General features: G+C 65.4%; 24 protein-coding genes and 1 pseudogene. 17 read left to right on the plus strand and 8 right to left on the minus strand.

Annotated features, from left to right (window positions below):
• Positions 1-240: pseudogene (locus AB0J29_RS13650) on the plus strand (hypothetical protein); the annotation flags it as partial.
• A 20-nt stretch (positions 241-260) separates the two neighbouring features.
• Positions 261-794, plus strand: coding sequence for a hypothetical protein (locus AB0J29_RS13655; protein ID WP_364784356.1), 534 nt, complete (start codon positions 261-263; stop codon positions 792-794).
• A 50-nt stretch (positions 795-844) separates the two neighbouring features.
• Here AB0J29_RS13655 and AB0J29_RS13660 read toward each other — a convergent pair whose 3' ends face one another.
• The gene (locus AB0J29_RS13660; protein WP_364784359.1) at positions 845-1,468 is read right to left on the minus strand and encodes an antibiotic biosynthesis monooxygenase; all 624 of its coding nucleotides are present in this window, start codon (positions 1,466-1,468) and stop codon (positions 845-847) included.
• A gap of 333 nt (positions 1,469-1,801) precedes the next feature.
• Positions 1,802-2,698: an alpha/beta hydrolase gene (locus AB0J29_RS13665; protein WP_364784362.1), complete on the minus strand. Its 897-nt coding sequence runs from the start codon at positions 2,696-2,698 to the stop codon at positions 1,802-1,804.
• Positions 2,699-2,855: 157 nt separating this feature from the next.
• On the opposite strand from AB0J29_RS13665, the gene AB0J29_RS13670 reads away from it, so the two are divergent.
• Positions 2,856-3,707, plus strand: a complete 852-nt coding sequence (locus AB0J29_RS13670) for a GNAT family N-acetyltransferase (protein ID WP_364784365.1) — start codon at positions 2,856-2,858, stop codon at positions 3,705-3,707.
• On the opposite strand, the gene AB0J29_RS13675 is transcribed toward AB0J29_RS13670, so the two are convergent.
• The gene (locus tag AB0J29_RS13675; protein ID WP_364784775.1) at positions 3,704-4,954 is read right to left on the minus strand and encodes a KasA/KasB family beta-ketoacyl-ACP synthase; all 1,251 of its coding nucleotides are present in this window, start codon (positions 4,952-4,954) and stop codon (positions 3,704-3,706) included. The two genes, AB0J29_RS13670 and AB0J29_RS13675, sit on opposite strands and share 4 nt — an antisense overlap.
• A gap of 454 nt (positions 4,955-5,408) precedes the next feature.
• On the opposite strand from AB0J29_RS13675, the gene AB0J29_RS13680 reads away from it, so the two are divergent.
• Positions 5,409-6,116 (plus strand): hypothetical protein, encoded by a 708-nt coding sequence (locus AB0J29_RS13680; protein ID WP_364784368.1) that lies wholly within the window; start codon positions 5,409-5,411, stop codon positions 6,114-6,116.
• An 18-nt stretch (positions 6,117-6,134) separates the two neighbouring features.
• Here the strand turns inward: AB0J29_RS13680 and AB0J29_RS13685 are convergent, their stop codons facing one another.
• Both AB0J29_RS13685 and AB0J29_RS13690 read right to left on the minus strand, forming a co-directional pair.
• Entirely contained in the window at positions 6,135-6,857 is a 723-nt protein-coding gene (locus tag AB0J29_RS13685) for a uracil-DNA glycosylase (RefSeq protein ID WP_364784371.1), read from the minus strand.
• Between the two features lie 2 nt (positions 6,858-6,859).
• Positions 6,860-7,201: a hypothetical protein gene (locus AB0J29_RS13690; RefSeq protein ID WP_364784374.1), complete on the minus strand. Its 342-nt coding sequence runs from the start codon at positions 7,199-7,201 to the stop codon at positions 6,860-6,862.
• 234 nt (positions 7,202-7,435) lie between these two features.
• Between AB0J29_RS13690 and AB0J29_RS13695 the strand changes: the two genes are divergently transcribed.
• The 7 genes from AB0J29_RS13695 (at position 7,436) to AB0J29_RS13725 (ending at position 15,710) form a co-directional block, all read left to right on the plus strand.
• Complete coding sequence (locus AB0J29_RS13695; RefSeq protein ID WP_364784377.1) at positions 7,436-7,879, plus strand: GyrI-like domain-containing protein; 444 nt, start codon at positions 7,436-7,438, stop codon at positions 7,877-7,879.
• On the plus strand, positions 7,876-8,310 hold the full coding sequence (locus AB0J29_RS13700) for an effector binding domain-containing protein (RefSeq protein ID WP_364493434.1): 435 nt from the start codon (positions 7,876-7,878) through the stop codon (positions 8,308-8,310). The genes AB0J29_RS13695 and AB0J29_RS13700 overlap by 4 nt, the downstream gene beginning before the upstream one ends.
• 253 nt (positions 8,311-8,563) lie before the next feature.
• On the plus strand, positions 8,564-9,328 hold the full coding sequence (locus AB0J29_RS13705; RefSeq protein ID WP_364784380.1) for a hypothetical protein: 765 nt from the start codon (positions 8,564-8,566) through the stop codon (positions 9,326-9,328).
• Positions 9,325-11,472, plus strand: coding sequence for an Rv1355c family protein (locus tag AB0J29_RS13710; RefSeq protein ID WP_364784383.1), 2,148 nt, complete (start codon positions 9,325-9,327; stop codon positions 11,470-11,472). The genes AB0J29_RS13705 and AB0J29_RS13710 overlap by 4 nt, the downstream gene beginning before the upstream one ends.
• A gap of 43 nt (positions 11,473-11,515) precedes the next feature.
• Complete coding sequence (locus AB0J29_RS13715; protein WP_364784778.1) at positions 11,516-13,357, plus strand: bifunctional diguanylate cyclase/phosphodiesterase; 1,842 nt, start codon at positions 11,516-11,518, stop codon at positions 13,355-13,357.
• A gap of 244 nt (positions 13,358-13,601) precedes the next feature.
• Positions 13,602-14,729 carry a glycosyltransferase gene (locus AB0J29_RS13720; RefSeq protein ID WP_364784386.1) on the plus strand — a complete coding sequence of 376 codons (1,128 nt, stop codon included), beginning with the start codon at positions 13,602-13,604 and terminating at the stop codon, positions 14,727-14,729.
• 102 nt (positions 14,730-14,831) lie between these two features.
• Complete coding sequence (locus AB0J29_RS13725) at positions 14,832-15,710, plus strand: SDR family oxidoreductase (protein ID WP_364784389.1); 879 nt, start codon at positions 14,832-14,834, stop codon at positions 15,708-15,710.
• Here the strand turns inward: AB0J29_RS13725 and soxR are convergent.
• Complete coding sequence (gene soxR, locus AB0J29_RS13730) at positions 15,679-16,164, minus strand: redox-sensitive transcriptional activator SoxR (protein WP_364493424.1); 486 nt, start codon at positions 16,162-16,164, stop codon at positions 15,679-15,681. The genes AB0J29_RS13725 and soxR overlap by 32 nt on opposite strands.
• A gap of 110 nt (positions 16,165-16,274) precedes the next feature.
• On the opposite strand from soxR, the gene arcA reads away from it, so the two are divergent.
• Entirely contained in the window at positions 16,275-17,573 is a 1,299-nt protein-coding gene (gene arcA / locus AB0J29_RS13735; protein ID WP_364784392.1) for an arginine deiminase, read from the plus strand.
• A 7-nt stretch (positions 17,574-17,580) separates the two neighbouring features.
• Positions 17,581-17,940 carry a GntR family transcriptional regulator gene (locus AB0J29_RS13740; protein ID WP_364784395.1) on the plus strand — a complete coding sequence of 120 codons (360 nt, stop codon included), beginning with the start codon at positions 17,581-17,583 and terminating at the stop codon, positions 17,938-17,940.
• Between the two features lie 18 nt (positions 17,941-17,958).
• Here AB0J29_RS13740 and AB0J29_RS13745 read toward each other — a convergent pair whose 3' ends face one another.
• The gene (locus AB0J29_RS13745) at positions 17,959-19,560 is read right to left on the minus strand and encodes a phospholipid carrier-dependent glycosyltransferase (protein WP_364784398.1); all 1,602 of its coding nucleotides are present in this window, start codon (positions 19,558-19,560) and stop codon (positions 17,959-17,961) included.
• Between the two features lie 303 nt (positions 19,561-19,863).
• Between AB0J29_RS13745 and rsmI the strand changes: the two genes are divergently transcribed.
• Positions 19,864-20,721, plus strand: a complete 858-nt coding sequence (gene rsmI / locus AB0J29_RS13750) for a 16S rRNA (cytidine(1402)-2'-O)-methyltransferase (protein ID WP_364784400.1) — start codon at positions 19,864-19,866, stop codon at positions 20,719-20,721.
• A gap of 87 nt (positions 20,722-20,808) precedes the next feature.
• Entirely contained in the window at positions 20,809-21,561 is a 753-nt protein-coding gene (locus AB0J29_RS13755) for an isocitrate lyase/phosphoenolpyruvate mutase family protein (RefSeq protein WP_364784402.1), read from the plus strand.
• Positions 21,562-21,617: 56 nt separating this feature from the next.
• Here AB0J29_RS13755 and metG read toward each other — a convergent pair whose 3' ends face one another.
• Positions 21,618-23,177, minus strand: a complete 1,560-nt coding sequence (gene metG / locus AB0J29_RS13760) for a methionine--tRNA ligase (RefSeq protein WP_364784405.1) — start codon at positions 23,175-23,177, stop codon at positions 21,618-21,620.
• 104 nt (positions 23,178-23,281) lie between these two features.
• Here metG and AB0J29_RS13765 point away from each other — a divergent pair, with 104 nt between their 5' ends.
• Both AB0J29_RS13765 and AB0J29_RS13770 read left to right on the plus strand, forming a co-directional pair.
• Entirely contained in the window at positions 23,282-23,515 is a 234-nt protein-coding gene (locus AB0J29_RS13765) for a hypothetical protein (protein WP_364784408.1), read from the plus strand.
• Complete coding sequence (locus AB0J29_RS13770) at positions 23,512-24,339, plus strand: TatD family hydrolase (protein WP_364784411.1); 828 nt, start codon at positions 23,512-23,514, stop codon at positions 24,337-24,339. Before AB0J29_RS13765 ends, AB0J29_RS13770 begins: the two co-directional genes overlap by 4 nt.
• The last annotated feature ends 83 nt before the right edge of the window (positions 24,340-24,422 follow it).

The following is a 24,422-nucleotide window of genomic DNA, read 5'->3' on the forward strand; positions in this document are numbered from 1 at the left end:
GGTGGAACAGCGACCTCAGCAATCACTGAACTACCAGGAGTTCACTCAAATCTCGAGCGTCACACACGCGCAGCCGGAGTTCTCAGACGCTCACTGAGCGAGAGTGCGATTCATGTGGGTCTCGCCGACCGGATCGCCCGCTACCAGATCCCCACCCTCTTGCGTGTGGTCACGGCATTGCCGCGCGACGAATTCGGCAAAATGTACAAACGCGACCTCCGGGCGCTCTTCGGACCTTGATCGGTGGGTAATGGTGTAGCTTGTGGACCCGATATTGCTGTACGCCAAAACAATTGACGGTTTTCAATGACGAGGAGTGGAGCTTGAAGCGTTTGCAGGTAGCCCGAGTGAGTTCTTGTGCGGCCGCGATTGCGGTGCTGGCCGTGTCTTCGGTTTCGATGGCTTCGCTCGCGGCGGCCGACGAGCCGTTTCTGACGGTGTCGGGGACCACGCACTGCGTCGACAATGCGTACACGCTCACGGTGCCGCGGGAGAAGATTCAATCGGGTACTACGTCGTACTACTTCCTGGACGGCGTGTCGCTGAGCAATGCCACGCAGATCGGGAACGAGCAGCCGCTCCAGGCCGGTCAGGACGCCACCGCGACCTGGACGCCGACGACCAGCGGGACGCACAAGCTCTGGATGCGGGGTATTTCGAACGGCTCCGCCATCACCATCGGTCCGACAGCGGTGGATGTGGTCGACCAGGCGCCAGAAGGCGCCAGTTGCGGTGTGGATGGCGCGAGCGGCGCCGGCATCGGTGGGCTGCTCAGCAGCCTCTCGGCCGGCTGACGGGAAACGGCTCCCGATCGAGCAGCCGGTCGGGAGCCGGTCCGTGCGAGTTACACCAATTCAGGGACGCGGAGGTGGGCGAGAGCCAACTCGAACTCGCAGATGTCGACCACCTCCATACCGGCTCGGCGGGTCATCCGCTCGCGCATGGCGGTCGCCGCATCGCGGTTGTGTTCCATGGCGGCGGCCGTGTCGAAGGTGACGCTGGAAACGCCACGGCCGGATGCGCGGTCGACGAGCAGGCTCGCGCTGCAGAAACCCTCGAGGGTTTCCATGTTGGGTAGGGCTTGGGATTTGTAGGTCTCGATTGCCGCGTTCTGGCGCGTCGGGTCGGTCTTGGTCCAGATCACGCGGGCGCAGGCACCCTCCCGTGCGCGGTGGTCTCGATGTAGGACGGCGATATCCCACTGATCGACCTGGGCGCGGCCACCGCCGAATTTTTCGGCCGCCTGATCTCTGATGGTGCGAACCCGGTCCATGCTGGCGCGCATCGCATCCTCGGTTTCCCATGAGGACGTGATGATGCATCGGCCGGACCGGCGATCGACCAGCAACGACAGCCCGACGCAGCCGGGTATGTCCTCCAGAGCCGGCATTACCTTGTCGCGTACGTGCGCAATCCCGGCGTCGATCGCGGAGGGTTGCGCCTGAATAGTGGTCGAACGTGCGAACACGATTTCTCCCTCGGTGTTCAGGGCAGCGCCCCGGTGGCGCCACCGGTATCTTCACACTGCTCTGCCGAGGCGCTCATGGCAATAGGAACTCAGCACACTCCGCGCAACGCATGTTCAGTGCTGGACGCTGCCGCTGCGGCTGCGGAGTTTGTGCTAGCCGGAGAGGGGTACTTCGGGTGCTGAAGGAATGCCGGGCGATCGGCGGCGGTAACAGTGAACCGCTGTCCCGCAAGAGGAATTGTCCTGTGGGACAAGCAGTTCGACCACATTGTTGTGCATAGACAATCCGAGAGCGACGAATGGAACAGCGGCGCAGTCGCTTCGCTGCCCAGGCTACTGCGTGTCTGCGGCCAGTTCGACCAGACGGGCGCGGACGAGTTCGGGGCGTTCGTCGGCGACGAAATGGCCACAGCCGGTTACCGGTTCGAAGCTGTAGTCGTCGGCGCGGGCGGTTTCGGCGGCGGCCAGGGAGGGGTGCACCGCGGGGTCGTTCATGCCGAACAGGACGCAGATCGGGATGGTGGCGCGGCGGCGTTCGGGATGTCGTGCGGCATAGGCAATTTCGCGCAGCCAGAAGGTGCGGTAGGTGTCGGTGGCGGCGCGGGCGCAGACCGGATCGCGGAAGCGGTCGGCGAAGGTGCGAATCACCTCGGGGGCGACTGTGCTGCGATCGGTGATCGCCCCTCTGATGACCAATTCGAGGAATCGGGTGCGCTGTTGCAGTGGTACGCCCACGGTGGCGACCAACGGCTGATAGGTGAGGAAGCGCCAGATCTGTCGCATGACCGTCGTCGGCGGTACCCACGGATGGGCCATATTCAGCACCAAGTAGCCGTCGAAGCGGTCGGGTTCGCGCAGCACCATGCGGTAGCCGATATAACCGCCCCAGTCGTGGCCGACCAGCAGCACCCGTTCCAGGCCCAACTCATCGAGCAGAGCGAGCACATCGGCGGCGACGTCTTCCTTCGACCATCGGTGCGGCGGCGGACCCGACCAGCCGTATCCGGGCAGGTCGGGAGCGATGATTCGGAGTCCTTCCGGCGGGTCGGCGAGGAGATCCCGGTAGACGTAATGGTGCTGCGGCCACCCGTGTAGCAACACGACCGGGCGACCGTCTGCCGGCCCGGATTCGGTGACATGGAACCGGATATCGCGGGCTGTCACGAACGACCGGCGCACACCGGGGATGGCTGGCGGTTCGGCGGCAGCGGTACCGGCGGTAACAGGCATAGGCCCCACGATAGTTCGCCAAGCGTCGACCGAACCTCCTTCCGGGGTCGGATGCGCGCGCCGCCTGTAGTCGGAGGGCGGAACTGGAATCTGGAAGAGTTGTCGCCGACGGTTAAACCAGGTGAATCCGATGCCATCGACAAGGTAGTAATGTCATATGCCGACTGAATTCGCCCCTGCTCTGTTCGCCGGACAGGACCTTGCCGCGCGGGTCGAGCACGCCGAACGCACCCTGATCGAGCAGGGTGCTCGCGCGGCCGCGCGCCGGGACCCACAGCAACGAGTGCTGTTGCGCCCCATCGGCAGTGGTCTCGCAGTGTGGGCGGGCCCGGGTTCGCCGCTCGACAAGGTGGTCGGCGTCGGTATGAATGGTGCTGCCTTCGATGACGCCGAGCTGGCCGCGGTCGAACAAGCCTTCGCCGAGCGCGAAGCGCCGATTCAGTTCGAGGTCTCCACATTGGCCGATCCGGCCGTGGTCGAACGCCTGACGCGGCGCGGCTATGTGCTGTTCGGATTCGAGAATGTGCTCGGCCTGCGGCTCGAGCCGGGTCGGCAGGCGCAGCTGACCGAGGGCATCGAGATCCACGATGTCGGGCACGACGAGTTCGAGACCTGGGTGAACGTCGTCGTCGACGGTTTCGCCGCCCCGGACACCCAGGGCGTCGCCTCGCACGAGGAATTCGCGCGCGAGGCTATCGAATGCGCCGAGCGGGACCTCACCGCGACGAGCGGTTTCGTCGCCTCGCTCGCCCTGATCAACGGTAAGCCTGCTGGCGGCGCGGGCCTGCGCCTCAGTGACGGTGTCGCTCAATTATGCGGTGCGGCAACCCTTCCCGAATTCCGCCGCCGCGGCGTGCAGGGCGCACTGCTATCGATGCGCCTCGCCGCCGCGGCGGCCGCGGGGTGTGACCTCGCGGTGGTTACCACACTGCCGGGTTCGAAGTCGCAGCAGAATGTCCAGAAGCTCGGTTTCCAGCTGCTCTACCCGCGCGCCATTCTCGTCCGCTAGTACCGGCCGAAGGCGAGCGCGACATTGTGCCCACCGAAACCGAACGAGTTATTGATCGCGTACTCGATCTCCTGGTTGCGCACCTCGCCGTGCACCACATCCAGATCGATCTCCGGATCCTGGTTGTCCAGGTTCAGCGTCGGCGGCACGACGCCGTCTCGGATGCTGAGCACGGTCAGAATCGATTCCAGCGCGCCTACCGCGCCGATCGAATGTCCCAGTGCGGATTTCGGCGCATAGACCGAGGCGTGGTTACCGACGGCCTTGTTGATCGCGTTCGCCTCTGCGCTGTCGCCGACCGGGGTCGCGGTCGCGTGGGCGTTGATGTGGGTGATGTCCTTCGGGGTCAGACCCGCGATCTGTATGGCCCTGGTCATCGCGCGTGCCGCGCCGGCGCCGTCGGGGGCGGGAGCGACCAAATGGTAACCGTCGGAAGTGATTCCGGCACCGAGCAGGCGCGCGTGGATCGTCGCACCGCGCGCCTTGGCATGCTCCTCGGTCTCGAGGACCATCAGCGCACCGGCCTCACCGAAGACGAAACCGTCGCGATCGGAGTCGAATGGACGCGAGGCGCCCCTCGGATCGTCGTTGCGGGTACTCATCGCGCGCATCATCGTGAAGGCCGCGATCGGGAGGACATCGATGTATCCCTCGACGCCGCCGGTGACAACCATATCGGCATCACCCATCGCGATCATGCGCCACGCGTTGACAATTGCCTCGGACCCGGACGAGCAGGCCGAGACCGGCGTGATCACCCCGGCCTTTGCCTGCAATTCGAGACCCGCGACCGCCGACGGGCCATTCGGCATGATCATCTGCACGGCCAGTGGCGAAATCTTGCGGTAACCACCGCTTTTCAGCTTGATATTCGCATCGGTGATCGCATCGGCGCCACCGATTCCGGTGCCGATCGCCACACCGAGCCGCTCGGGATCCACCTCCGGACTGCCTGCATTGCGCCACACCTCGCGCCCGAGAACCATCGCGAGCTGTTCGACATAGGCCATCCGGCGCTGTTCGACCCGCGTCAGCAGGGTCTCGGGCCGAACCTTCAGGTGACCACCGATGCGGACCGGGAGGTCGTACTCCTCGACGAAGGGGTCCTCCAGCACGTCGATTCCGCTCTCGCCGTTGAGGAGTCCCTTCCAGGTCGCGTCGACATCACCCGCGATGGAGGTGGTCGCCGCGAGACTCGTCACGACGACATTCGGGAATCGCCCATTGGCGGCAAAGGGGTTTCGCACGAGAGTCACTCCTGGTTTTCTATCCGATAACGCGGTTCTCGGTGTCCTGGCGAATGCCTTATCTGAACTGGACAGGCGTTCGATGGACTACGGCGGCCGGACATCGTTGTCACGCGGCATCGTCGCAGGCGTTCTACTGTGCCGCCGAATGCACCGGAATGCATTGCTGAACAGGTATTTCCGCTGGACATCTTCTCCGGAAGAGCATACCGGCGCGGATTGATCACGGTATGCCCGTCGTTACGAACCTTCGGCCCGACGGTTGTGGAAAACCTCCAAAGTCGCTGGAACCGCACCCGTCCGCGGGCGGTTCGGGCGTAGCGTGCTGGCCCACCGACCGGTTCTCTCCGGCCCATTCGGTCGCCATTGCCGAGGCAGATATGCAATCTTGTTATTGCACAACGGTATTGAAGGGGTCGCCCCAGCGGCACCGGTGAAGGGGTGTGGCGAGATCATGGTGTCGTCGAACACAGCCGAGTCCGGCGGCAATACTGCCGCGCTCAATTCATTCACCCCGCCGGCTGCCATCCCCCGGCATGTCCGGATGCGCAGGAGCCGCGCGGCCGACCCGCTATGGCCGGGCATGCTCCCGCCCGGACCTGCGCCACGTGTCCTCCCCCCGACGCGCCCACGCCGCCGGAAGCGACGCCCGCCGCGTCGGCCCTGGCTGGTCGGCAGTGCCGCGTTCTTCGTGACGCTGGCGGCGGTGGCGTTGGTGCTCGTGTACACGGCCGAGGCGAGCAATACCCGGCAGTCGACGGCCACGATCAGCGATCCGGTGCTCGGCGGCGGACCGAACTGCGAGCCGACGCGCACCGAACAGTTGGTGCGCGGCAACGGAACCGGGTCGACCAAATCCGGCCCGGATGTGATCCTGGCCTTCCAATACGCCTACTACGTGACCCGATCGGGCTCGGACGCCCGCGCATTGACTACACCGGATGCGGCGGTGTCCTCGGTCGCGCTGATCGATGCGGGCATCACATCGATTCCGCTCGGCACCCAGCACTGCGTCATGATCACCCCGATGCTCGACGGTCGCTTCGACGTCGTCATCACGGAGTTCCGAACAGATGCGACAGTACGCACCTACCGACAGTTCGTCACCGTCGCGCCGCGCGAGGGCATCATCGTCATTGCCAAGATCACCGCGCCGTCCTGATACGCGTAACCGAATTGATCAGCTCCGACTGCCAGGAAGACCCGCAGCGGTCGCCGCGGCAGCCAGCACCGCTTCGAGCATTTCCGGAGTGAGCCGACCGGTGAAGGTGTTCTGCTGACTGACGTGATAGCAGCCGAACAGGTGCAGCGGCGCTCGATCATCGGCCGTCGGTGTCAGCACAACGTGGGCGCCGTGCCCGAATTCGGGACGCGGACGCGGCACCGTCCAGCCCGCTGCGGCGAGCACCGGAAGCAGCGCCTGCCAGCCGAACGCGCCGAGTACCACCACCGCGCGCAATGTCGGTGTGAGCAGACTCAATTCGGTTCGCAGCCAGTGACTGCAGCGATCCCGTTCATCAGGCGTCGGCTTATTGTTGGGCGGCGCGCAGTGCACCGGTGCGGTCACGCGCGCGCCGATCAGCCGTAGTCCGTCGTCGCGGTGCACCGCCGTGGGTTGATTGGTCAGTCCGACCTTGTACATGGCGGCATAGAGGAAATCCCCACTGCGGTCGCCGGTGAACATGCGCCCGGTCCTATTGCCGCCGTGGGCGGCTGGGGCGAGCCCGACGACAAGCAGCCGTGCGTCATCCGGACCGTAGCCAGGAACCGCGCGGCCCCAATAGGTTTCGTCACGGTACGCGGCGCGCTTCTCCCTGGCCGCCCGCTCTCGCCAGGCGACCAGCCGCGGGCAGGCGAAACAATCCGCGACCGCGGCATCGAGTTCGGTGATGGTCTCGCACACGATCACATGGTGCCGTAGATCATTTCGGTGTCAGCAGGCCGGTCAGGTGGTCGTAGGCGACACCGGTCGAGCACCGGTAGCGCGTCGATATCGGCGCGCAATGCGATCGTCCGGTCGCTGCCACGGCGGCCGCGCGGGACGGCGACGATGCCGTGTCCGGCGATGCCGGTGCGCACCTCGTCCAGGTTCAGTGCGCGCAGCTGATCGGCGACGAATGCGGCCGTATTCGACTCCCGGTTGGACAGCTCGGGTTGCCCGTGCCGGTGCTGCCGCCACTGGATGACCTGATCGGCGACTTGCGCCGCGCGCCTGTCCAATTCGTCATAGATCGCGCCTGGGGTCATCTGAACTCCGTTCGCTGTGTCGGGATGCCACCTGATCGGCGATAGACGGTTATGTCCACTATGCATCGATAACTACCCGTTTGCGTACAGGTCGAACGACCAGTTCGAGGCGACGGTGCGCCGCGCGTAACGACCCGGACATGTGAGCCGGACCACGTGGGTGAGTTGATAGCATGGCCTTTCTGGCCGACCGGATGCGGGCAACCCCCGGGTTCACCTCGAAAGAGTCTTTTCATGCAGTTTGAAATCGTCGAGCGAGACGAAACGTGGGTTGCCGGGCTGCCGGTGCGCAGCCCGAAACGTGCGCTCGGAAAGCTGCGTGACCACGACCTCGAGGCCGCGTGGGCGGCGGTATTGCATCAGGAACTCGGTGGTCAGCTGGCCAGCGCCTACACCGACTACTCCGGTGAACTCGGCACCTACAACACCCAGATCGTCGGGTATGAGTGCGCGTCCTTCGACGAGGTCACCCGCGGTCACCTGGTGGCGCGACTACCGCGCGGCACCTATGCCAGATTCTCCTCGGTCGGTAACTTTCCCCAGGTGATGACCGACCTGTGGACGCAGATCGCCTATGCCGAGGAACACAACCAGATCAAACGCACCTACACCGGTGATTTCGAGTGTTATCCGCACGCCTACAAGATCGATCTCTACCTGGCGGTCGATGCGCGATGACATACGCGATCGTGGTGCGCCGCGAGGCCATCTACGGCGGTCTGGTGGTGCCGCGGGTACGTCCGAGCTTCAAGGTCAGCAATAGCGACCTGATCGAATTCCTCAAGGATCGGCTGCGTGACCGCGTGGGCGCGGACCAGCCGATGTACACGGTGTACGTACCGGATCCGGCCGGAAACTACAACGCCATAGTGTGTTTCGAGTATCCGGATCCGAGTGCGGTTCCGGTCGGTGACGTACTGGTCAAGGTGCCCAAGGGTGTCTACGCTCGGTTCGAGCCGAACGGGGATTACCACGATCCGGTCGAGGATGTGTGGGCCCAGGTCGACGATGCGACGGCCTCCGCCGAGATCACCCGGGCCTACCGGGAGGAGATCGAGATCTGGCGTGGGCCGGAGTCGGTCGAACTGTTCATCTCCATCCTGGTTTAGATTGCCCTTTGTTAGCTGTGTCAATACCGACCGGTCTCCACGTTCTGTTGGAGGGCTGGTTCGAGCCTTCTGACCTGCGGTAATTGCGGAGTGCCCGATCAGTTCTCGGAAGATTAACCAGATATCTGGTCAATTCTGGTCGGATGACGGATACTGCCCTAGGCAATCTCATCCGATCGGCGAGTCGTCTGGCGAGTCGGTCAGGCCGGCTCGATGGCCGTACGGATGTGCGGTAGCAAACGGAGTAGGAAACATGACTGTCGAAACAATCGCAGTCGGCCCGGGGGGCACACGCGATGCCGAGGTGTTGCGGTTTCGTGACATGCATTCCGGATATGTCTTTCATGTCGCTACTCCGCAGGCTCATCCCGATCTGTGGCGTCGTTATCTGCGTGGTGCGCTGCAGGTTTACCGGCACTACGGCGTTGATCACGCATTGGAATACGACAGCGTTGTCGACGGTCGCTCGACTTCGTTGTTCTTCGCCGCCGTAGATCCCTCCGGCGCGCTCGTTGCGGGATTGCGGGCGCAGGGTCCATACCGCCTGGCCGGCGACGTGCACGCACTGCGCGCCTGGGTCGGTCGACCCGGTGCCGCCGAGCTGCGCGCGATGGTTGCTGATCGGATACCGGAAGGTGTGGTCGAGGTGAAGGCGGTATGGGTCGAACGAGCGGCCGAGCATCGCGCCGCCCTGGCCGCGGCGGTCTCCCGCTGCGTCGTGCACGCCGCCCGACTGCTCGATGCCAGGTTCGGTTTCGTCACCACTGCCACCGGAAATATCGGTCTGTACCGGTCGAGTGGTGGGTACGTCGCCGACCGGATACCGTCGGTTCCCTATCCGGATGACCGCTATCGGACCATTCCGATGTGGTGGGACGTCCGGACGTATCGGTCATTAGCTACAAAGTTGCAGAGCTCATTGACAGTGCTGGAACATGCGGCGCTCGATGCCTGGCTTTCGCCGCATGGTCGAGCTCCCTCGAGCGGACCTGGGCTCGGAGGACTGGCGCAGGCATGAACGGCGACCTCACCGCGGACCACCGCCCGCTGATTCTCGACGAAAATGCCACAGACGACGCGCGGATCCTCCGGCAATTACGGAAATCGCCGCAGGTCCGCATTCTCGACCTGCGTGATGTGCTGCGCGCCGAACTCACCAAAGTGCGTCGGCCGCCGTCGGATCTCGGTGGGCCGGAGACGGACCGATGGGTCTATTACCCGTGGCGGCGCACGCTCGTTGGGTTGCCCGGTGAAAAGACGTTTCGGGCAATTCGTTTGGATCGCAACCAGAACAAGCTCACTCGCGCCGAACAGGAACGGTGCGCCGGTCTCGCGGTCGGGGTGGTCGGACAGAGCGTCGGGCACGCGGTCGCTTACACGCTGGCTCTGGAGAGCACCTGCGGCCTGCTGCGCCTGGCCGATTTCGACGATATCGAGCTGTCGAATCTGAATCGGGTACCCGGTGGGATCTTCGATATCGGTGTGAACAAGTCCGTCGTGACCGCGCGCCGGATCGCCGAACTCGATCCGTATCTGCCGGTCGAGGTCGCCACCGCGGGCGTCGACGAGAACACCGTCGATGCATTCCTGCACGGATTGTCGCTGGTCGTCGAGGAATGCGATTCCCTCGATATCAAGTTCGCCGTGCGGGAAGGCGCACGCCGACAGCGCATTCCGTTGGTGATGGATACCAGCGATCGAGGCCTGCTCGATGTCGAACGCTATGACCTGGAGCCGGACCGTCCGCCGTTCCACGGTCTGCTCGGCGCGACCGTCGGCGCGGATCTGCGTGGGTTGTCCACCAAGGACAAGGCACCGCATGTCATGCGGATTCTGGATCCCAAGGAGCTCTCGGCCCGGATGGCGGCGAGTCTGGTCGAGATCGACGAAACCGTCACGACCTGGCCGCAACTCGGCGGTGACGTCCAACTGGGTGCGGCCATCGTGGCGGCGGCGGTGCGCCGGATCGGGCTCGGACAGAAACTGTCCTCGGGCCGGACCCGCTTCGATCTGGAGCGTGGTCTCGATGAACTGGCCGAACCGGAGCCCGGGTGCGAGAAGGTGTCCGACGAATTTCCGGTGCCCGAATCGGGTAGGTCGGATCCGGCCGGGTCCGCGCTCGATAAGGTGCTCGAAGCCGCGCAGCGGGCGCCGTCGGGCGGCAATACCCAACCGTGGTGCCTGCGGGTCGATGGCAATGAGCTACGCATCGATCTCGTCCGAACCCGTTCGTCGGCACTGGATATCGGCCATCGAGCCAGCGCGGTATCGATCGGCGCCGCGCTCTACAACGCCCGCGCCGCGGCCGCCGCGCACGGCATACTCGGCGCGCATGAATTCATCGAGGACAACTCGACCGCATTCGCCGCGGTGCTACATCTCGGCAACCGCACCGATGCCGCACTGGCGAGCGACTATCCGGACACGCTGACCCGCGAGACGAACCGACACCTCGGCGCGGGCACACCGCTGGCGGATCACGTCTTGCCCGCACTGGATGCGGCCGCGACCGATGCGGCGGTTCATGCCATTACCCGATCCGACGAGCTCCGCGCCGCGGCTGCGGTGATCGGCGAATCCGATCGCATCCGCTATCTCACCCCGCGCCTGCACCAGGAGATGTTCGGCGAACTGCGCTGGCCCGGCGAGGATCCGCGCACCGGGATCGATATCCGGAGTATGGAATTGGCGGCAGACGAACAGGCCAAACTCCGGATCGGCGAGCGCTCGGATGTCATGGATCGACTGCGCGAATGGTCCGGCGGTACCGCGCTCGGCGAGTACAGCCGCGACCGCGTGCGGTCGAGTTCGGCGTTGGTCGCAGTAACTTTTCCGCGTCGATCCGGCGCAGAGTCGGTATCACTTGCCGACTACGCGCGCGGCGGCGCGGCTGTGCAGCGGGTCTGGATCGCGGCGCAACGGCTCGGTCTTGCGGTGCAACCGGTCTCACCGTTATTTCTGTATGCGCGGCACCCCGACGAGCTGACCGGGATTTCCCCGGATTTCGCGGATACACTAGCGTCACTTCAGGGCCGTTTCCTGGACCTGCTGGGAGTGCCTGAACATGAGATCATGGCATTGGTGCTTCGCCTGAGCTATGCGGCGGCAGCCACGGTCCGCAGCAGGCGGCTTCCAGTGCCGGGCGCGGGTAACCGCAGCTAGCGCGATCGGAGATAGGGTGCCTCGGCGAACGCTCGACTCATTGGTGACTCAGGTCGCCACCGAGTTGATGGGCGTCGACGCCACGACGATGGTGGCGGCGAGTGAACGCGTGCTGGCCCGATTGGTCGAGCATTTCGATGTCGATTTCAGCTACCTACGCCATACCGATAGAGAGCAGCGGGCAACCGTGCTCATCGCGGAGTGGCCGCACCGTGCTGAGATACCGGATCCGGACCCGCTGAAGATCGTGCATTTCGAGCACGCCGACTCGGTGTTCCGGGAATTGGAACACGCCACCGAGCCGATTATCGTGCGGCCGTCCCAGCAATCCGCCGACTATCAGGAGACGATCCGGCGTTCGTCGGGCATTCCGCAGGTCGCCATGGCGGCGGTGCCGCTGTTATCGCGCGGCGAATCGACCGGCGTATTGGGATTCATCAAACAGGGCGATCGCGACTGGAGCACTCGGGAACTGAACGTGCTCAAGGCGATAGCCGCACTGTTCGCCCAGTTGCAGGCACGTGTGGTGGCCGAGGAGCGATTGCGCTATATCGCCTTGCACGACGATTTGACCGGTTTGGCGAACCGGCGGGCGCTGCTCGAACATATGGAGGAGCGACTCAGACAGGGCAGTCCCGGCCCGGTGGCCGCCTTCTTCCTCGATCTCGACCGGCTCAAAGCGCTCAACGACTTTCTCGGACATACCGCGGGGGACAACTTCATTCGCACGCTGTCCTCGCGATTGCGCGAGAACCTCGATCCCAATGACATGATCGCCCGACTCGGCGGCGACGAATTCGTCATCGTGCCCGCCAAACCGATGGATGCGGTGGCCGCCGAGTTGGAGGCAACGCGGATCCAGCAGCTCATCGGACGACGGGTCACCGTCGGTGGGGAATCGGTCAGTCGCGGTGCCAGCGTCGGTGTCGCGGTGGGTATTCCGGGGGAGACCACGGTCGCGGATGTGCTGCGTCGAGCCGATCACGCGCTGTTGTCGGCGAAATCGGGTGGCGGCAATGGCGTCGCGCTCTTCACCGATGCCATGCGCGCGCAGTTCGAACTCCAGGACGATGTGGAGCTGAATCTGCGCGGCGCGGTCTCCGACGGCTCGCTGCTGCTGCACTATCAGCCCGAGGTCGATCTGCGCACCGGCCGGGTCGTGGCGCTGGAGGCACTGGTGCGCTGGTTGCATCCGACCAGGGGGTTGCTGCCGCCCGGTGCGTTCGTCACGGTCGCCGAAGCCACCAACCTCGCGGGTGAGCTGGGGCGCTGGGTAATTCGATCGGCCTGTGCGCAATTCGCCGAATGGCGCAGGCGGGGGCTGGCGGCGAATGTGGTGATACGGATAAATGTTTCGCCGGTTCAGCTGGTCAGCCTGGATTTCGTGGAGCGGATCGAGGATATTCTGCGGCTGTTCGGCATCGATGGCAGTTCGGTCTGCCTGGAGATCACCGAACACGTGGTTGTCCAGGATCTGGCGCGCACCCAGGTCACGCTGCGCGGACTCAAGCGGATGGGCGTGCAGATCGCCATCGACGATTTCGGCACCGGATACAGCTCGCTGTCGCATCTGAAGGCGCTTCCGGTGGACGCGGTGAAGATCGACCGCGGCTTCGTGCAGCGCCTCGGGGCGAGCACCGACGATCTGGCGATCGTGAAATCCATTATCGGGTTGGCCGGGTCCTTCGGGCTCGGTGTGGTGGGGGAGGGCGTCGAAACGTCGGTTGCCGCGCGGACCTTGGTTGGACTGGGTTGCTATCGGGCGCAAGGGTTTCTGATCGCGCGGCCGATGCCCGCCGATGAGGTGGAGGCGCATCTGGCCGTCGGGCGCATCCCGTTGGATCTCGATCTGCCGCGGGCGGGCCGGGGTACCACGCTGGCGTGACCGGTCCTGGTTGCTGATCGAAACGCTCGGCGATGACCGGGGAGCCGACCCTGGTCGCCGATGGTGCTCGCACCCGGGGTTCGGCGCGGGTCGAGCTGGCGGCGGGCGGACGCGGAATCGGGTCACCGACGCATCCGGGTGTGGTGCGAGCCAGGCAGCCGTTAGCAGGGTCTTTCGCGGGTGTTCATGCGGTGTTGGGCGCACCGGTTCCGCCGGGAACCCGATTCACTGCACGATCGGCGATGTGCGCATCGTGCAACTGGCGAACTTCTACGGTCCGCGGTCGGGTGGGCTGCGCACCGCATTGCACCACCTGGGCGAGGGGTATGTGGCCGCCGGGCACGAGGTGGTGCTGATCGTGCCGGGGCGGCGCCGGACCGAGGAGATCCTGCCGACCGGTGCGGTGCGGATCACTCTGCCCGCTCTGGCGATACCGTGGACCGGCGGCTATCGGGCGGCGGATCCGCGCCGGGTTGCCGATGTGCTGGCCGGGTTGCGCCCGGACGTGCTCGAGGTGTCGGATCGGCTGACGCTGCGGGGGTTCGGACGCTGGGCGCGCGCCCGCGACGTGGCGAGCGTGATGATCTCGCACGAGCGCCTGGACCGACTGCTCGGCCAGATCATGCCGAGTCCGCTGGCCCGCAGATGCGCCGATATCGCCAATCGGCGCACCGCGGACGACTACGACATAGTGGTCTGCACAACGGAATTCGCCCGTGCGGAGTTCTTGCGCATCGACGCGCCCAATATCGAACTGGTGCCGCTCGGCGTGGATCTGGAGCTGTTCAGCCCGCGTCGCCGCGACTACCGCCTGCGCGCCGACCTCGGCGTGCCGGGGCATCCACTGCTGGTGCACTGCGGCAGATTGTCGGTGGAGAAGCGGGTGGATCGCAGCATCGAGGCCATCGGCGCGCTGCGCAGGGCGGGCATCGAGGCCCGGCTGGTCGTGGCGGGGGAGGGGCCACGGCGGGAGGCCCTGGAGCGTCGGGCCCGATCCTTGCCGCCACTGACCGGAGGGCGGCCTGCGGTGCACTTCACCGGATTCATCGCCGACCGGGCAATGGTAGCGAAACTGCTTGCCACCGCCGATGTTTCGCTGGCGCCCGGTCCGCATGAGACCTTCGGCCTTGCCGCGCTCGAGGCTTTGGCCGCGGGTACGCCGGTGGTTGCCAGCCAGTCCTCGGCGCTCGCCGATATCGTCACCGCCGAATGCGGCGCGGTCGCCGCCGATCGCCCGTCCGCCTTCGCCCAGGCCGTCACCGATGTGCTCGCGATGCCGACCGCCGGTCGTCGGCAGGCGGCGCGAAGTCGGGCGGAGCAGTTCACCTGGCCGCGTGCGGTCGCGGGAATGCTGGCAGTGCTGGGGCGGTAATCCGCCGTCTCGATCGGAACTTCTCCCCCCGCTTCGACCATATGAATCTCGCAACGGCACAGTTGCCGCGTACCCTGCGTGCAACGATTCGGGCGATTCGAGATGGGATCCGGTGTGCTTGGTTTTGGGTGCGGGAAGACAGTGCGCGGTGCGAAGGTGCTCGTCACCGGGGCGGCGAGCGGAATAGGCCGGGCGACCGCCTTGGCGTCTGCATCCGCCGGGGCCGAACTGGTGCTGACCGATATCGATGCCGAGGGCTTGGCGGATACGGTCCGCACCATCGAGGAGGCCGGCGGCACCGTGCTCGCCGCGCGCGCCCTGGATATCACCGACTACGACGCGGTCACCGCATTCGCCACCGATGTGCACGCCGAACTCGGCAGCCTCGATATCGTCATGAATATTGCGGGCACCTCCACCTGGGGCACCGTCGAGAATCTCGAACACCGCCACTGGCGCAAGATGGTGGACGTCAACCTGATGGGTCCCATCCATGTGATCGAGAACTTCGTGCCGCCGATGGTCCGGGCAAAACGCGGTGGGGCACTGGTCAATGTCTCCTCGGCGGCCGGAATCCTCGCGCTGCCATGGCATGCCGCCTACAGCGCGGGCAAATTCGGCATCCGCGGTGTCTCCGAGGTTTTGCGATTCGACCTACGACGCCACGACATTTCGGTGCATCTGGTGGTGCCCGGCGCGGTGAACACACCGCTGGTGCAGAGCGTCGACCTGGTCGGCGTGGACAAGGACGATCCGCGGATAAAGCGACTGACCGAGGCGTTCACCAAACATGCCGCAGCGCCGGAAGATGTTGCGGCGGCGATCCTTCGCGGTATCGAGCGCAATCGGTTCCTCGTCTACACCTCATTCGATATCCGCTTCGGCTATTGGTGGGCCCGCAAATTCGCCTACCCCTACGAATTCGTGATTCGCCGCATCAGCGATCGGTTCAGCAGGCTCCAGGCTTCGATGGGCAGTTGAGCGTCACATCGAGCACACGGGCGCCCGGCCCCTGTTCGCCGAGGCGGTCGTGCTCATTGACCAGTCGGCAACTGCCGAGCGACAGGCAGCCACAGCCGATGCAGCCCGTCAGGTTGTCGCGCAGGCGAGTGAGCTGGGTGATGCGATCGTCGAGGTCGGCCCGCCATGCGGTGGACAGAGTCTCCCAGTCGCGCCGGGTGGGGGTGCGGCCCTCGGGAAGTTTGTCCAGTGCGGCGCGGATTTCGCTCAATGGAATGCCGACCCGCTGCGAGATGCGGATGAAGGCGACGCGGCGCAGCGTTTCGCGCGCGTATCTGCGTTGATTTCCACTGGTGCGACGACTCGAAATGAGACCTTCGCGTTCGTAGAAGTGCAACGCGGAGACCGCAACTCCGCTACGCTCGGAAAGCTGCCCGGGGGTCAGCTCCTTCGCTCGCCAATCGGTTGTCGACATCACCCTCCTCCATTCACCTGAACAATACTTCAGGTTAGGGTGTGCTGGGGTCGGAATCGCAAGACACCCAATTGCGTGCTCTTACGCCCTCGGCGAACTACGGTCGGATCATGGGAGCAGACGCGGTGCGGGCCGGGCACGATGGCGGTGCGGACGACGGGTTGGCTGGTGTCGGCGATCCGGGCGGTCGATTGGCGGTCACCTCTGAGGTCGGGACCCTGCGCACAGTGCTGCTGCACCGGCCCGGTGACGAATTGCGACGGTTGACCCCACGCAATAACGATCAACTGCTTTTCGACAGCATTCCGTGGGTCGAGCGGGCCCAGCAGGAGCACGACACCTTCTCCGGCGTGCTGCGCGAACGCGGCGTCGAGGTGTTGCTGCTCGCCGATCTGCTCGCCGAAACCCTGTCGGTCAGCGGTGCGGCCCGCATCCAGGGCATCTCCGGCGCCGTCGACGCGCGCAAACTCGGACATACGCTGGCCGACGAGCTCGCGGCCTTTCTGCGCGGCGTCCGGGCCAAGGATCTGGCCGATATCCTCATGGCCGGGATGACCTTCGACGAACTGCCCTTCGACGGCGACAACACCTCGCTGGTGCGGCGCATGCACCACGGTGCGGATTTCGTCATCGACCCGCTGCCGAATCTGCTGTTCACCAGGGATTCCTCCTTCTGGGTCGGCCCGAGGGTGGCGATCACCTCGCTCGCACTGCCCGCACGGATGCGCGAGACCTCGTTGACCGATCTCATCTACGCATTTCATCCGCGCTTCCTCGGCGTGCGGCGGGCCTACGAATCGCATACCGCGCCGATCGAGGGCGGTGATGTGCTGTTGCTCGCGCCGGGCGTGGTGGCGGTGGGCGTCGGTGAGCGCACTTCACCCGCGGGCGCGGAAGCGTTGGCGCGCAGTCTGTTCGACGACGATCTCGCCCACACCGTGCTGGTCGTCCCGATCGCCCAGATGCGCGCAACCATGCACCTGGACACCCTCTGCACCATGGTCGACACCGATGCCGTCGTGATGTATCCGGCGGTCCGGGATTCGCTGTGCGCGTTCACGATTCATCGCGAAGATGACTACGGCGGCCGCGACGACCAGGGCCGGGTGAGTGTGCGCGGCCCCGATCCGTTCCTGCCCGCGGCCGCCGACGCGATGGGCATCGGCAAGCTGCGGGTCATCGATACCGGGCTCGATGTGGTCACCGCCGAACGCGAGCAGTGGGACGACGGCAATAACACCCTGGCGCTCGCGCCCGGCGTGGTCGTCGCCTATGAGCGCAACGATATGACCAATACGCGGCTCGAGAATGCCGGTATCGAGGTGCTGCGCATCCCGGGCTCCGAATTGGGTTCCGGCCGCGGCGGACCGCGGTGCATGTCCTGCCCGTTGTCCCGAGATGATTTGTGAGCGTGCGATGTTCGCCATTACCGTGACCCACGATTCGCCGATTCCGCCCTACGAGCAGCTGCGGCTCGGTGTCATCGCGCAAGTGCGCTCGGGGGAGTTGGCGGCGGGTACGAAGATCCCGACGGTGCGTGCACTGGCCGCGCAACTCGGGCTCGCGCCGAATACCGTCGCTCGGGCCTATCGGGAACTCGAGGCCGATGGAGTGGTCGAAACCCGGGGCAGGCAAGGATCTTTCATCGCGTCCTCCGGTGACCCGACCAAGGATCTGGCGGGGCGCGCCGCGACGGATTATGTCGGCGCCATTCGACGGCTCGGTCTCGATGACGAGGCGGCCCTGCGGTACGTCAGGTTGGCTCTGGAGAGTTAGTCCGCGCGGATCCCGGCGTCAGCGCCAGCTGGGCAGCCACAGATGGTCGTGCCAGTTGCCGGGGGTAATCGGTAGTGCGGTCAGAATCGGCCAGAGCCAGATGAAATTGGCGATCACCAGCCCGAGGTAGATACAGACCGCGAGCAGTCCGAGGCTGCGCCGTTCGCTGGGCACCGCGGGCAGATAGGTGCCCGCCGGACTTCGCGGTATCCGGAACGATCGGGCCGGGCCGAGCACATCGCCGCACGCCAGCGCGATCCCCATCACCAGGAACGGGGCCAACGGCACGGCGTAGAAGTAGTACATCTGCCGATCGAGGGTGAAGAACCAGGGAATGAGTCCGGCGCCGTATCCGGTGAGCACCGCAGCGTAACGCCAGTCGCGACGGACGACAGTGCGCCACAGCATCCAGCCCAGTACCGGGAATGCGATCCACCAGATCGCCGGAGTGCCGATCAGCATCACGGCCTTCACGCACTGGGTCTGCCCGCAGCCGGTGACACCGGTGTCGGCGTAGTAGTAGAGCATCGGCCGCAGCCCCATCGGCCAGGTCCACGGCTTGGATTCCCAGGGGTGATGGTTACCGGCCGAATTGGTCAGACCCTCGTGGAAGCGCAGTGTTTCGCCGCTGTAGTACCACAGCGAGCGCAGCGCATTCGGCAGGAACGACCACGGCCCATCCCGGCCGACCTGATTGCCGACCGCATAGCGGAAGATGCCGTCCTCGCTGGCGAACCAGGCCCAATAGCTGGCCAGATACACCCCAAGCGGAATCAACACCAGCGCATACAGCGCGGGCCCGACATCGCGCACCGCCGCGCCGACCCAGGGCCGTCGCACACTGTAGGCGCGCCGCGCCGAGACGTCGAAACAGACGCTCATGATCCCGAACGCGAGGATGAAGTACATCCCGGACCACTTTGTACCGCAAGACAGTCCGAGCAGCACCCCGGCGCCGAAGCGCCACCAGCGCACTCCGAGCCGCGGACCCCATTCGCTCGCATCGATTCGACCCTCGTAGCCGACCTTGGCGATTCGAGCCCTGACCTCGTCGCGATCCACGATCAGACAGCCGAATGCGGCGGTGACCAGCACCGCCATGAAGATGTCGAGCATGCCGATGCGTGAGGAGACGAAGGTGAGTCCGTCGGCGATCAGCAGAATGCCCGCGATCGCGCCGAGCATGGTGGAACGCGCCATCCGGCGGACGATCCGGATGACCAGCAGCACCAGGATCGTGCCCGCCAGCGCCGCGCTGAATCGCCAGCCCCAGCCGTTGTAGCCGAACATCCACTCGCCCACCGCGATCAGCTGTTTGCCGATCGGGGGATGCACCACCAGCCCGTAGGCGGGATTGTCCTCGATGCCGCCGCTGGTGAGAATCTGCCAGGCTTGTGGCGCGTAATGCTTCTCGTCGAAGACCGGGGTGTACGCGTCGGTCGGATAGTCCAGCATGATGAACCGCGTCAACGCCGCGATCGCGGTGAGTACCGCGGTGACCACCCACCCCTGCATTGTGTCGAGCGGCCCGAAGTCGGGCGATGGACGCAGGGGCGCGGGGCTCGACCAAGAGGGCACGGCCCTGGCTACGGTCGCGCGCTGGTCGGTCACCTGGGTCACGCCCCGATCGTATGCTGTGCGCACCACCGAGACCCGCACCGGTGAGCGAGCCGCCGGATGAATCACACCCTGAGCAGCGGTTCGGGCGGCGGCTGCCGCGTATCGGAGTCGGCGTGATCACCCAGCGCGGGATTCGTTTTCCTGTGGTGAGAGAATCTTCGTCCAGCAAAGTAGCGACTGATTTCGTGCCGACCTGGGTAACTCACCGGGGATGCCCAGAACTCGTCGGGCACCTGACCGCCGGTCCGGTGACCAAGTCTCGAGCTACTGACGACCGGCAAAGGCCCGGGGAGGCGGAGGAGCGTGGCGGACAAGGTGGGGCGATTGGTGCTCGCGGCGACGCCGATGGGTGAGATCGGCGATGCCTCACAGCGGCTACGCGAGGCGCTCGGATCCGCCGATATGGTCGCGGCCGAGGACACCCGGCGTACCCGCGCCCTCGCCAAGGCCCTGGACGTGGAGATCACCGGGCGGGTCCTGCGGTTCGACGATCACGTGGAGTCCGCGAAGATCCCGGCACTGCTCGATGAGATCGAGCGCGGCAGCACGGTGCTGCTGGTGACCGACGCCGGTATGCCGTCGGTGAGCGATCCGGGCTATCGCATGGTGGTGGCCTGTGTCGAGCGTCAGCTGCCGGTCACCTGCCTGCCGGGACCGTCCGCGGTGACCACGGCCCTGGCACTGTCCGCGCTCCCGGTGGAACGCTTCTGCTTCGATGGCTTCGCGCCGCGCAAATCCGGCCAGCGTCGAGAGTGGTTGCGCACCCTGATTACCGAGCCGCGCGCCTGCGTATTCTTCGAGGCGCCGCACCGGCTCGCCGACTGCCTCGCTGATGCGGTCGAGGTACTCGGACCCGACCGGCGGGCGGCGGTCTGCCGGGAACTGACCAAGACCTACGAGGAGGTCGTGCGCGGCAATCTCGGTGAACTCGCCGCCTGGGCGGTCGATGGGGCGCGTGGTGAAATCACCGTCGTCGTCGAGGGCGCCCGACCCGTCGCGGCCGATCCCGCCGATCTGGTCGACGAGGTCGAATCGCTGACCGCCGAAGGTGTTCGCCTCAAGGACGCGTGTGCTCAGGTGGCCGCCGAGACCGGCGTTTCCCGCCGCGAACTGTACGACGCGGTGCTGACCGCGCGCCGCGATGGCGGTGACAGTACGTAGCACGACTCGCCGTCGCCGACAGTCCCGGGCGCCCGGATGGGGAGTGTCATAGTGCTATCGATCACGAGCGAGACGATGATCGGTGTCATGACCTCTTTGGAAAGCAAGGCGAAGGCGTTTCTCGAACTACATGTCCCGGGCGATCCCGGTGTCTTTCCGACGGTGTGGGATGCGTGGTCGGCGAATATCGCTGTCGCGGCCGGGTTTTCGGCGCTGACCCTGGGTAGTCATCCGGTTGCCGATTCGGTCGGGCGCAGCGATAAGGAAGGGATGACATTCGCGGAACTGTTGACTCGCGTCCGGCAGATCACCGATGTGGTCGATGTTCCGATCTCCGTCGATATCGAATCCGGTTATGGACTCGAGCCCGCGCAGTTGATCGAGGGGCTGCTGGAGGCGGGCGCGATCGGCCTCAATATCGAGGACACCGTGCACAGCGAGGGCGGCCGGTTGCGCGGTGCCCAGGAGCACGCCGATCTGGTGCACGGCCTGCGTCAGTTCGCTGATGCCGCCGGTGTGCATGTGGTCATCAATGCCCGCACCGACCTGTTCATGCGCAAGGACGGTGACGACAGTGATCGCGTCGACCGCGCCATCGAGCGCCTGAAGTTGGCCGCCGCGGCGGGTGCCGACTCGCTGTTCCCGGCCGGGCTGCATGCCGACGCCGATATGCGCCGTCTCACCAGCGAATTACCGCTGCCGATCAGCGCAGTCGTGCAGCCCGGCGTATCCGAGAAGGCGGTACTGGCCGATCAGGGCGTCGCCCGCATCACCTTCGGCCCATTTTTGCAGTGGGCCCTGACCGAGGAAGCCAACAGGCTGCTGAATCGCTGGAAGTAGTGGGCTGGAGCCGAACACACTGAAGCGCTACCGCTCGGCGGCGGTAGCGCTTCAGGTTACTTCTTCGGCTCCACGTAGCGTGGGTATACCGCTTCCGGCTCCGGCAGTGCGGTTCCGGGGACCAGCGGGGTCGCGATATCGGCGAACGAACGGTTCTGCTGGGCGAGCAGATCCAGGATCTTGCCCGCCGATTCCGGCAGCACCGGCTGCACCAGAATCGCGACGATGCGCAGCAGTTCGGTGGTCACGTACAGCACCGTCGCCTCGCGGGCCAGGGACTCCTCGGTGCCGGTCTTGGCCAACGCCCATGGCGCCTCCGCGGAGAAGTAGCGGTTGGCCTCGCCGAGCGTCAGCCAGATCGCCTCCAGCGCCAAATGCATTTGCTGCGCATCGAATTCGGCGCGGCAGCGCTCCAGCAGACCGTTGGCGCGGTCGAGCAGTGCGCGATCGGCCTCGGTGAGCTCGCCCGGTGTCGGCACCACGCCCCCGCAGTCGCGGGCGACCAGCTTCAAGCTGCGCTGCACCAGATTTCCGAATTCATTGGCCAGATCGGTATTGATCCGCCCGACGATCGCCTCGTGGCTGTAGCTGCCGTCCTGACCGTAGGAGATCTCGCGCAGCAGGAAGAAGCGCACCGGGTCGACGCCGTATTCGTCGACCAGCGCGAGCGGGTCGACCACATTGCCGACCGACTTCGACATCTTCTCGCCCTTGTTGTACAGGAACCCGTGCACGAAAACGCGTTTCGGCAATTCGATCCCGGCCGACATCAGGAACGCGGGCCAGTACACGGTGTGGAACCGGGTGATGTCCTTACCGATGATGTGTACGTCGGCGGGCCAGAACCGCTGGAACGCACCGGATTCGGTATCCGGGAAGCCGACGCCGGTGAGGTAGTTGGTCAGCGCGTCCACCCACACGTACATCACGTGATCGGGATGTCCGGGCACCGGCACGCCCCAGTCGAAGGTGGTGCGCGAGATGGACAGGTCCTTCAGACCCGCCTTCACATAACTCACCATCTCATTGCGGGCTGTTGCGGGCGCGATGAATTCGGGATGCTCGTCATAGAGCGCGAGCAGCTTGTCCTGGTAGTTGGACAGCCGGAAGAAGTAGTTCGACTCCTCGGTCCAGGTCACCGGCGTCTTCGTTTCGGTGGAGATCCGGGTGCCGTCCTCGAGCAGCGTCGTTTCTTCCTCGGTATAGAACGCTTCGTCACGCACCGAGTACCAGCCCGAGTAGTTGTCCAGGTAGATATCGCCATTGGCGAGCATCCGCTCCCAGATCGCGACGCTGGCCACCTGGTGGTCGTCATCGGTGGTGCGGATGAAGCGGTCATAGGAGATGTCGAGCGTCTTGTCCATCGCCTCGAACACATTCGAATTGCGCGCCGCGAGCTCGGCCACCGGCACACCCTCGGCAACCGCGGTCTGCTGCATCTTCTGCCCGTGCTCATCGGTACCGGTCATGAAGAAGACGTCATAACCGTCGAGCCGCTTGAAGCGGGCGAGGGCGTCGGCCGAGATGTACTCGTACGCATGCCCGATGTGCGGCGCACCGTTCGGGTATGCGATGGCCGTTGTGATGTAGAAGGCGGGGCGGTCAGCTTCGCTCATGGTGCATCTACTCTAATGCGCGTGGATTCCGACGCTCACGTGAATATCCCCCGCGGCGATGGCCGCCGTCCCGTGCTCGCGTTCTGGTCTGCCGGAGTTCGCCGATGACCGAGCGAGTGATGTTGCAGCGCCTGGCGGGCGCGGCGGAGGCGGGCGTTAGTGAGGTGGAGTCGCTGGTGAGCGAGCGTAGCGAGGGAACGATGTTGCAGCGCCTGGCGGGCGCGACGGAGGCGGGCGTTAGTGAGGTGGAGTCGCTGGTGAGCGAGCGTAGCGAGGGAACGATGTTGCAGCGCCTGGCGGGCGCGGCGGAGCCGAGCGCTAGCGAGGCGGAGTCGTGAGCGCCAAACGGCCCGCGCCCGAGCTGCCGGAACCGCTCGCGCCGCTGGTGGACGCGCATACGCATCTGGATGCCTGCGGCGCCACCGACGCGGAGTCGACAGCGGTGATCGTGGACCGCGCGGCCTCGGTCGGGGTCGGCCACGTGGTCACCGTCGCCGATGATCTGGCCGCAGCGCAGTGGGCCGTACGGGCCGCGAATGGGGACCACCGGGTGTTCGCCGCCGTAGCGCTGCATCCGACGCGGGCGAATGTGCTGGATGACGCGACCAAGGTCGAGCTGGAGCGGTTGGCCGCCGATCCGCGTGTTGTCGCGATCGGCGAGACCGGACTCGATTACTACTGGCCGGGCAAGCTCGAGGGCTGCGCCGATATCGAGGATCAGATCGAGGGCTTCCGCTGGCATATCGACCTGGCCAAACGCTTGCGCAAACCGCTCATGATCCACAACCGCGAGGCCGACCACGATCTGCTGACGGTACTGCTGGACGAGGGCGCGCCGGAAACCGTGATCTTCCATTGCTTTTCCTCGGACGCCAATATGGCGATGTCGTGTGTGGCCGAGGGGTACATCCTCAGCTTCTCCGGCACGGTGAGTTTCAAGAACGCCCATGAATTGCGGGAGGCCGCCAAGGTGGTGCCCGACGGCCAGATTCTGGTGGAGACCGATGCGCCGTATCTGACTCCGCATCCGTTCCGCGGTGCGCCCAATGAACCGTATTGCCTGCCGTACACCGTGCGCGCCCTCGCGGAATTGCGCGAACAGGATCCGTTGGCGCTCGCGAAAATAACCACCGCGAACGCCCGCCGCATTTACGGCATCTGAACCGATTGCATTTCTGTTCGAGCTCCATCGGGAGTTCTGGCGGCATTGCTCGAGAAGTCGTTTCCGCGATCTTGTTCTGACGC

Source organism: Nocardia sp. NPDC049707, from assembly GCF_040674855.1.
Lineage (GTDB): Bacteria > Actinomycetota > Actinomycetes > Mycobacteriales > Mycobacteriaceae > Nocardia.